Source organism: Streptomyces sp. NPDC002490, assembly GCF_040296045.1.
In the GTDB taxonomy this organism is placed as follows: Bacteria; Actinomycetota; Actinomycetes; order Streptomycetales; family Streptomycetaceae; genus Streptomyces.
The window spans coordinates 1-8,044 of the sequence record NZ_JBEOWM010000103.1; the positions used below are offsets into that span (position 1 = coordinate 1).

Sequence of the window (8,044 nt, forward strand, 5' to 3'; positions counted from 1 at the left end):
TAACAATCCCCCCCCCACCCACTCAATAAAAACTTTTTTATCAAAAAATACCCCCCCCCCCCCCCGGGGGCCGGGGCGGCGCCCCCCCCCCCCCCCCCCCCCCGGTGGGGGGGGGGGGGGGCCCCCCCCCCCCCCCCCCGCCAGGATCACGGCCCCGGCACCGGCCGCGGGTCCGTTCCGGCCCCGACCTGCTCGGCCAGTCGGCCCATCCGGGCCCGGGCCGCGTCGAGTTGGGCGCGCTCGGCCGCGGCCGGCCCGCCCGCCGCGGCCAGGTCGTCCCACAGGGTGACCAGTTCGTGCCCCAGGGCCAGCCCTTCGGCCGGGCTGCGCAGCGCACGCCAGGCCGCCGCCGCGCTCTGCACGCAGGCGAAGGCCCGCACCGCGTCGTTCCCGCGGCGCCGCACCCGCGCCAACTCCATGGACAGGGCGAACGAGCGGGGTGCATCCCCCGCCAAGTAGGCGATGTAGGCGGCGAGTTCGCGCAGTTGCAGCACCTCGGCGTGTTCTGCGCCCAGGGTGCGCACCGCCGAGGCGATGCTCTGCTCGGCCATGGCCGCCGCCGACTCGATCCGCCCCATCCCCACGGCCTCGTTGATCCGCCGGACGGGTTCGGCGAGCAGCGAGGGGCCGGTGTTCCCCGCGCCCGCCGGCGCGCCCGCCGGCGCGGAGGCCGGGGCCGGGGGAGGGGGTGCGGCCGGCGCGGGCGCGGACCACCCCGGCGGCAGCGGGGGCGCGCCCGGGGCGACCGGCGGGGCGGCAGCGGCGGCGACGGCGGTCACGGGGGCGGGCGTTGCCGGGGCGGATGCCGGGGCCGCAGCGACGGGCGCCGCCGGGGCCGGGGCGACGGGCGCCGCCGAGGGAACCGGCGCGGGCGGCGCCGCGGCGCCCGGGGCGCCGCCGTGGGGCGCGGGGAGCGGGGCGGGGGCGCCGGCGAAGGCGCTGGCCCCGTCCGCGGTGACCAGGATGGGGGTGCGGTAGCCGATCCGTGCGTCGTGGACGGTGGCCGCGACCGGGTGCCCGGTGGCGAGCACCAGCCGGTGCAGATGGTCGAGCACCGCCTCCTGGAGGCTCTGCTCCCCGGTGCCGACGACCGGCAGTCCGCCCACCGTCGCGGCGCCGTCCGCCGTGACGTGCACCTCGATGGGGTGTGCTCCGGGTGCGGGCGACGGCTGCGGCTTGCGTCCGCCGAGACTGAATCTGGACATCGGTCCCCTCACTGGGCGGAAGCGTCGGATCCGTCGGGGCCGCCGGCCCGTGGACGGGCGGAGCCGCCGGGAGGCGTCACGGCCTCGACGACCGCCACGTCGTCCACCCGCCAGGGCGTGCCGGCTGACGAACGTACCAGCTTGACGTAGGCGTGGAGGCGGGGGCCGGGGCCCTTCCACTCGTCCCGGCCGTGGGCCGTGCCGTTCACCACGAGCCAGCGGTGGGCGGTCGTCCCGCTGTCGGCGGGTGCGTGGTCGACGAGTTCGTCGGTCACCTCGACCGTGGTCCAGGCGCGGTGCCGGGCCCACTCGTCCCACCGGGTGCCGGGGCCGCTGGCGGGCCGGTGCTCCCGTTCGGCGGCGGCCCTGCGCCCGGTGAGCCACCGGGCGGCGCGCACCTGGGCGTCCTGGGGGCTGGTGTCGTACGCCGTGTCGTGGCCGTACGCCGTCCGCGCCCATGCCGTGGCGACCTCCCCCGGGTCCCGTTCGTCGACCCCGGTGAGGCGGGGCACCCGGGCGCCGGGTCCCAGCGGGCGGCCCGGCGGCACGGGGGCCTTGGGGGCGACGGAGGCGGGGGCCGGGGTCGACCCCTCGCGGTCCTCCCGCCGGTCGGGCAGCCCGCACCCGGCCAGTAGGACCAGTGCGGTCAGTGCGGTCAACAGGGGGCGCAGCGGCCCGCGGTGCGCCGTCACGCGTCCGCCTCCCTCGGGTGCACGGGTCTCGTCGGTGCGGTCACGTCATCCCCAGCCAGGGCGCGGGGTCCACGTACGTCCCGTCCACCCGCACCTCGAAGTGGGCGTGCGGGCCGGTCGAGAAGCCGGTGGAGCCGACCGCGCCGACCCGCTGCCCGACCCCCACCCGCTGTCCGCGCGCCACGTCGACGGCCGACATGTGGTTGTACGTCGTCTCGATCCGTTTGCCGTCCACGGTGCCGTGCGCGACCACGACCCGGTTGCCGTACCCGGCGGTCCACCCCGCGAACGTCACCTCTCCGCCCAGGGCGGCCAGGAACGGGGTGCCGGCCGGGGCGCCGATGTCGATGCCGGTGTGCAACTTGTAGACGTGCAGGGTCGGGTGCATGCGCATCCCGTAGGGGGAGGTGACCGGGAAGTTCCCGCGCAGCGGCATCGCCATCCGCCGGCCGGGCGGCAGCTCGCCCGCAGCCTCCTCGACGCTCGCGTACTTCGGGATCAGGGACCGGATGCGGGCGAGGTAGCCGCGGGTCTCCGTGTACGGCGGGACCCCGCCGTGCCGTTGCACGGCGCCGGGGCCGGCGTTGTAGGCGGCGAGCGTCAGATCGAGGGTGTCGCCCTTCGCCCGCCCGCGCTGCTTGTACCGCTCCACCTGCCGGGCCAGTGCGCAGTCGTAGGCGCCCTGCGCCATGATCGCGTCCGGTGGGTCGAAGGGCGAGGACCGGCCGTCGCCGTCGGCGTCCTCGCCCCAGGTCGCCCAGGTCCCGGGCATGAACTGGGCGAGCCCCCGGGCGCCGGCGGGGGAGACCGCGTCGGGGTTCCAGTTCGACTCCGCCTCTATCTGGGCGGCGATGACGGCGGGAGTGACCGCCTCGCACAGGGCGCCCGCCTTCAACACCCAGGGCACGTACGCCGGGTCCACCGCACCGTTGCGCAGCGAGCCGCCCGCGCCCTTGCCGTCGCCCCCGCCGGGCGGGCCGCCGCTGACCGCGATCATCGCCCCCAACGGCAGTACCACCAGCGCCAGTACGCCTCCGACGATCCACGAGGCCCGTCCTCCGTTCCCCCCGCTCTTCGACATCCGCTCCCCTCGGCAGCGCTCCCGCGCCCCGTGCCCGCCCTCGCGGCCGTCGGGTGTCACCGGACGCATCCTGCCCGTGCATCACCGCTCGGTCATAAACTCGTCCCAGAGTGTCATGGGTCGCTGTTCCCCGCCCCCGCGTCGGCGAGGATCACCGGGCCGCTCACCGAACACCCCGGAAGGGAGGGGAGTTGAACGTGCCAGTCGATCCGCCGGGCGGACCCGGGATATGGGTCCGCGGGCCGGTCGCCGTCACCGAGACGCCGGCGCCCGCACCGATGGACCCCCAACAGCCGCGCCCCGCGGGGCGGATGGCCTGGGTCGGTGCGCACGGCGGGGCCGGGGTCACCACCCTGGCGCAGGTCTTCGGCGGCGTCGACGCCGGCCGGGCCTTACCGCTCCCCGCCCAAGGCGGCCCTAAGACCGTGGTGTTGGTGGCCCGCACCCACGCCAGCGGGCTACGGGCGGTGTCCCGGGTGCTCGACGCCTTCCGGCGCGGCCAGGAACCGCCCGGGACGACGCTGGCCGCGGTGGTCCTGGTCGCGGACGCCCCCGGCCGGCTGCCCCGGCCGCTCCAACAACGGATCAAGGTCATCGGTTCGGTGGTGCCGGTCCACCGGGTGCCGTGGGTGCCCGCCTGGCGCACCGGGGACCTCACCGTCCCGCCGCCCCGGCAGACCGCGGACCTGGCCGCCCTGATCGCCCAGCCGGACCGAGACCACCCGAGGAGCGGCCGATGAGCGCCGGACTGCTGGCCCACCTGGCGTACGACCCGCCCGCCGAGGTCACCGGTCCGCTGGACCAGGTGCTCGGCTACCTGGCCTGGTTGGTGACGGCGGCCGGAGTGGCGGGCCTGATGTTCGTCGGCACCCGGATGGCCGTCGCGCTGCGCACCGGCGACGGCGAGGAGCACCTGCGGGCCTACCTCCTGGTGCTGGCCGCCTGCGTGATCGGCGCCAGCGCCGGGCCCCTGGTGCAGTTCGTGGGGCTGGACCTCTGGAACACCGAGGGCTGAGCGGCCCGCCACCCGGCCCTTCGGCGCCGACCCGTCCCCGCCCACCGGGCCCGACCCCACCACACCGCGACCCTTGGTCGAAACCACATCGGGGAGAAACCATGATCCAGGCGCTCGCCGCCAAGGCCCACGCCACCGTCGTCCTCGCGGACGGCGACGTGCCCGACCCCAACCGCAACGCCCCCGACGCGCTCACCTCCAAGGTCGACACCGTCCTCGGCATCCTGGCCTGGGCCGGTACCGCGGCGGGCGTCGCGGGCGTGCTCATCACCGGGGCGATGATGGCGCTCTCCGTGCGCCGGGGCGAGGGATCGGAGCACCTGGGCCGGCTCGGCATGGTCCTGGGCGGCTGCGTCCTGGTGGCCACCGCCGGGCCGGTCGTCACGTTCGTCTTCGGCTGACCGGGCCGACCCGCGACCACACCACAGCGTAGGGAAGGAACACGATGGGCAAGCCCGGCCGGCCGCGCGGCGGCAGCGGCGAGTGGGAGCAGCCGTTCTGGCAGCAGCGGGGCTGGATCGTGTCGGCCGGGTTCCTGCTGGCGCTCGCCCTCCTGGCCGGTGTCGTCCTGCTGGCGAGGGGGGACGGGGAGCCGGCGGCGGCGTCGGCGCCCGCACCCTCCGCCCCGGCCACCGCCACCGCCGCCGCGTCCGGTGCCGGCCGGCCGGCCGGCTGCCGCACCGACGACGGCGAGCAGCGCAGACCCGAACGGTCGCCGAAGGACCTGTACTGGAAGGCCAACGGCAGCAACCTGGTGCCCGTGTCGAAGGGTTCGGGCCCACTGAAGTTCGACGGCTCCGTCTGGTACTGCTTCGCCCGCACGCCCACCGGAGCGGTGTTCGCGGCGCACGCCATCGCCGACCACTTCGGGTACGCGGGTTGGCGGGAGGTCGTCGAACGCCAGGTGGTGCCCGGGCCGGGCCGGGACGCGTACGTCGCCGCCCGGAGGAAGGCGAAGGACAAGTCCCCCTCGGACGCGGCGGCCGGGGCGGCCTACGCCGGGTTCTCCGTCCTCTCGTACAGCAGGCGGGAGGCGACGGTCATGTTGCTGGTGGGCGCGCCCGGCGGGGACCGGTACGGCTCCCTGTCGGTCGCGCTGCGCTGGCAGGACGGCGACTGGAAGGTGGTGCCCGACGAGGACGGCGCGGTCTACGGCGGGGGCGCGGCGGTCGACGGCACCGACGGCTTCGTGACCTGGGGGGCCTGATGGCGGACGCCGGGAAGTGCACGGTCGACCCGCTGGCCTGCGCGGGGAAGGACGTCGAGTACCCCTTCGAGAAGGGCGGCGGGGGCGGCGCCGTGCAGGAGTTCGCCGAGGCGATCGGGGTCGCCACCTCGGAGACGCTGAAGGCGCTCAACGGGGTGTGGTTGAAGGTCGACGTGGAGAACCCCAACGGCCCGATCAACGACGTCCACGAGGCGACGGGTTGGCTGGTCGGCTACCTCGCGGTGGCCTGTCTGCTGATCGCCTCCGCGAAGATGGCCCTCGACCGCCGGGGCCAGCCCATGAAGCAGGCGTTCCTCGGCATGTGGCGGGTGCTGCTGGTCGGCGGACTCGCGGTGCCGGTGGTGCAGGCCCTCACCAAGGCGTCCGACGCCTACGCGCAGGACATCTACGAGAAGTCCGACCTCGACGACAAGGCGAACGAGATCCTCGGCGTGATGGGGCTCCAGGCGCCCGGACTGGTGCTGGTCTTCGGGCTGTTGGTGATCCTGTCGTCGGTGGTGCAGATCTGTCTGATGTACCTCCGCATCGGCGTCATGATCGTGCTGGTGGGCACCCTGCCGCTGGCCGCCGTCTCCTCCATGACCGGCTGGGGCGAGGGCTGGTGGAAGAAGCACCTGGGCTGGCTCGCGGCCTGGCTGCTCTACAAACCGGCCGCGGCCCTGATCATCTACTCGGCCACCGCGATGACCGACAACCCCGCGAACGACGGCGCCCTCGACACCACCATCGCCGGCATGGGCATGTTGATCCTGGCCGTCTTCGCCCTGCCCGCCCTGCTCAAGCTGATCGTCCCGGCCACCGTGGCCCTCGGCGGCGTCCCCGGCGCGGCCGTCGCCGCGGGCACCGCCCCCACCGCGGCCAGCGGCGCCGTCAGCATCGCCTCCGGCGGGGTCGGCGGCGGAGCGGCGGCGGGCGGCCGGGCCGCCGGCCCGCAGGGCTCGCCGTCCACGGGGGCCGGCGGCTCCGGCGTGCCCGACCGGGGCCCGGCCCGGTCCGGCGGCGGCACCGCGGGCAGCCGCGGCAGCGGCGGGAGCGGCGGGAGCGCCCCCGCGGGGCCCCGGGCCGCCGGACCCGCCCCGGCCGCGCCCGCCGCCCTCGCACGGGGCGGTGACGCGAGCCGCGCCCCCGACGACCACGGCGCGGCGAAGGGCCACCACCCGTAACCCGCCCGCCCCGAGCCACCGACCACCGAGGCCCCGGCGAAGCACCACCGCGGAAGCCGAAGCCCACGAAGGGAACCCATGTCCTCCGACGCCCTCACGCGTCCCACCTACGGCAACTGGCGCCGTCCCCGCCGCCCCGGCCTCGGCCCGCTCGGCCTGCTCGGCACCGTCATCGCCTTCGGCGGGCTGCTGGTGACGCTGCTGGCCTCGCTGGTCTCCCTGGCCGCCGCGGTCACCGTCCTCGTCCCCGTGGCCCTGCTGCTGGCGCCACTGGCGCTGCGCACCGCGGACGGCCGCAACGTCTACCAGCTCCTCGCCGTGCGCATCGGCTGGATGCGCCGCCGGGCGGGCGGCTCCACCAGCTACGTCGCCGGGCCGCTGTCCCGCCGTCCCGGCGGGAGGTTCCCCCCGCCCGGACTGCTCGCCCGCACCCGGATGCACGAGGGCCGGGACGCCTACGACCGCCCGTTCGGCGTGATCCACCACCCGGGGCGCAACCTGTACACACTGGTCCTGGCCTGCGAACCCGACGGCGGCTCCCTCGTCGACCCGGAACAGGTCGACGTGTGGGTGGCGTCCTGGGGCGACTGGCTGAACCGGCTCGCCCACGAACCCGGCCTGCGGGGCGCCCAGGTCGTGGTGGAGACCGCGCCCGACACCGGCACCCGGCTCGCCGCCGAGGTCCTCCCCCGGATCTCCCCCGACGCCCCCGCCGCGGCCCGCGCCGTGATGGAGGAGGTCGTCCAGCGCTACCCGACCGCCTCCTCCGAGATGCACACCTACATCGCCCTCACCTACGGCCCCACCGGCGGCCCCAAGCGGGACGTCGACGACGTCGTCACCGAGCTGTCGATGCGGCTGCCCGGACTGCTCGCCGGGCTGGTCGCCGCCGGCGGCGGGGCCGCCCACCCGCTCTCCGCCGAACGGATCGCGGAGACCGTGCGGGTGGCCTTCGACCCCGCGGTCGCCCCGGACGTCCTCGGCCTCCGCGCCGAGGACTCCGGCACCGGACTGGAGTGGGCCGACGCCGGCCCCGCGGCCACCGTGGAGACCGTCACCGCCTACCAGCACGACTCGGGCGTCTCCCGCTCCTGGCTGCTGACCCTCGCCCCGCGCGGCACCGTCCGCTCCAGCGTGCTGCGGGGACTGCTGGAGCCGGCGCCCGGCACCCGCCGCAAGCGGGTCTCCCTCGTCTACCGCCCCATCGACCCGGCGACCTCCGCCCGGATCGTGGAGTCCGACCGCCGCGCCGCCCACTTCATGGGCAGCTCCCGCGGCGGCCTCGTCCAGGCCCGCGCCACCTCCGAGATCCGCGCGGCCGAGCAGACCGCCGCGGAGGAGGCCGCCGGTGCCGGACTGGTCGAGTTCTCGCTGATGGTGACCGTCACCGTCGACGAGGAGTCCGGGCTCCGGGACGCCGACATCACCGTCCGCAACCTGCAAGCCTCCTCCCGGGTGTCGATGCGCCCCGCCGACCGGATGCAGGCGTCCGCCTTCGCCTGCACCCTGCCGGTCGGCATCCTGCCCTGGGAGTACACCCTCGTCCCGTACCAGCTGCGGGAGGCGCTGTGAGTTCCCTGAGTCAACCTCTATGCCGCCAGAGGCGTGTCCGGGTCCTGCTTGATCTTGTTGTTGGCGCGGTGGACCTCGGGGTCGTAGC

General features: G+C 76.0%; 9 protein-coding genes. 6 read left to right on the forward strand and 3 right to left on the reverse strand.

The window, feature by feature from the left end; genetic code table 11:
* Window positions 1-146: 146 nt before the first annotated feature.
* The 3 genes from ABT092_RS30535 to ABT092_RS30545 are packed head-to-tail and all read right to left on the reverse strand — an operon-like array spanning window position 147 to window position 3,038.
* On the reverse strand, window positions 147-1,205 hold the full coding sequence (locus ABT092_RS30535; RefSeq protein ID WP_351249704.1) for a tetratricopeptide repeat protein: 1,059 nt from the start codon (window positions 1,203-1,205) through the stop codon (window positions 147-149).
* An 8-nt stretch (window positions 1,206-1,213) separates the two neighbouring features.
* On the reverse strand, window positions 1,214-1,897 hold the full coding sequence (locus ABT092_RS30540; protein ID WP_351249706.1) for a hypothetical protein: 684 nt from the start codon (window positions 1,895-1,897) through the stop codon (window positions 1,214-1,216).
* A 40-nt stretch (window positions 1,898-1,937) separates the two neighbouring features.
* Window positions 1,938-3,038, reverse strand: coding sequence for a peptidoglycan DD-metalloendopeptidase family protein (locus tag ABT092_RS30545; RefSeq protein WP_351249708.1), 1,101 nt, complete (start codon window positions 3,036-3,038; stop codon window positions 1,938-1,940).
* A 137-nt stretch (window positions 3,039-3,175) separates the two neighbouring features.
* On the opposite strand from ABT092_RS30545, the gene ABT092_RS30550 reads away from it, so the two are divergent.
* The 6 genes from ABT092_RS30550 (at window position 3,176) to ABT092_RS30575 (ending at window position 7,956) form a co-directional block, all read left to right on the forward strand.
* Window positions 3,176-3,718: a DUF6668 family protein gene (locus ABT092_RS30550; protein ID WP_351249710.1), complete on the forward strand. Its 543-nt coding sequence runs from the start codon at window positions 3,176-3,178 to the stop codon at window positions 3,716-3,718.
* Complete coding sequence (locus tag ABT092_RS30555; protein ID WP_351249712.1) at window positions 3,715-3,993, forward strand: hypothetical protein; 279 nt, start codon at window positions 3,715-3,717, stop codon at window positions 3,991-3,993. The genes ABT092_RS30550 and ABT092_RS30555 overlap by 4 nt, the downstream gene beginning before the upstream one ends.
* A 101-nt stretch (window positions 3,994-4,094) precedes the next feature.
* The gene (locus tag ABT092_RS30560) at window positions 4,095-4,394 is read left to right on the forward strand and encodes a hypothetical protein (protein ID WP_351249714.1); all 300 of its coding nucleotides are present in this window, start codon (window positions 4,095-4,097) and stop codon (window positions 4,392-4,394) included.
* Window positions 4,395-4,438: 44 nt separating this feature from the next.
* Window positions 4,439-5,200, forward strand: coding sequence for a DUF8175 domain-containg protein (locus ABT092_RS30565; protein ID WP_351249716.1), 762 nt, complete (start codon window positions 4,439-4,441; stop codon window positions 5,198-5,200).
* Window positions 5,200-6,384: a TrbL/VirB6 family protein gene (locus tag ABT092_RS30570; protein WP_351249718.1), complete on the forward strand. Its 1,185-nt coding sequence runs from the start codon at window positions 5,200-5,202 to the stop codon at window positions 6,382-6,384. Before ABT092_RS30565 ends, ABT092_RS30570 begins: the two co-directional genes overlap by 1 nt.
* Window positions 6,385-6,462: 78 nt before the next feature.
* On the forward strand, window positions 6,463-7,956 hold the full coding sequence (locus ABT092_RS30575) for an SCO6880 family protein (RefSeq protein WP_351249720.1): 1,494 nt from the start codon (window positions 6,463-6,465) through the stop codon (window positions 7,954-7,956).
* Window positions 7,957-8,044 lie beyond the last annotated feature (88 nt).

Excerpts from the sequence above, each read along its gene's own strand:
- ABT092_RS30535 (WP_351249704.1), bottom strand. The coding sequence starts at position 1,205 with ATGTCCAGATTCAGTCTCGGCGGACGCAAGCCGCAGCCGTCGCCCGCA.
- ABT092_RS30555 (WP_351249712.1), top strand. The coding sequence starts at position 3,715 with ATGAGCGCCGGACTGCTGGCCCACCTGGCGTACGACCCGCCCGCCGAG.
- ABT092_RS30560 (WP_351249714.1), top strand. The coding sequence starts at position 4,095 with ATGATCCAGGCGCTCGCCGCCAAGGCCCACGCCACCGTCGTCCTCGCG.
- ABT092_RS30565 (WP_351249716.1), top strand. The coding sequence starts at position 4,439 with ATGGGCAAGCCCGGCCGGCCGCGCGGCGGCAGCGGCGAGTGGGAGCAG.
- ABT092_RS30570 (WP_351249718.1), top strand. The coding sequence starts at position 5,200 with ATGGCGGACGCCGGGAAGTGCACGGTCGACCCGCTGGCCTGCGCGGGG.
- ABT092_RS30575 (WP_351249720.1), top strand. The coding sequence starts at position 6,463 with ATGTCCTCCGACGCCCTCACGCGTCCCACCTACGGCAACTGGCGCCGT.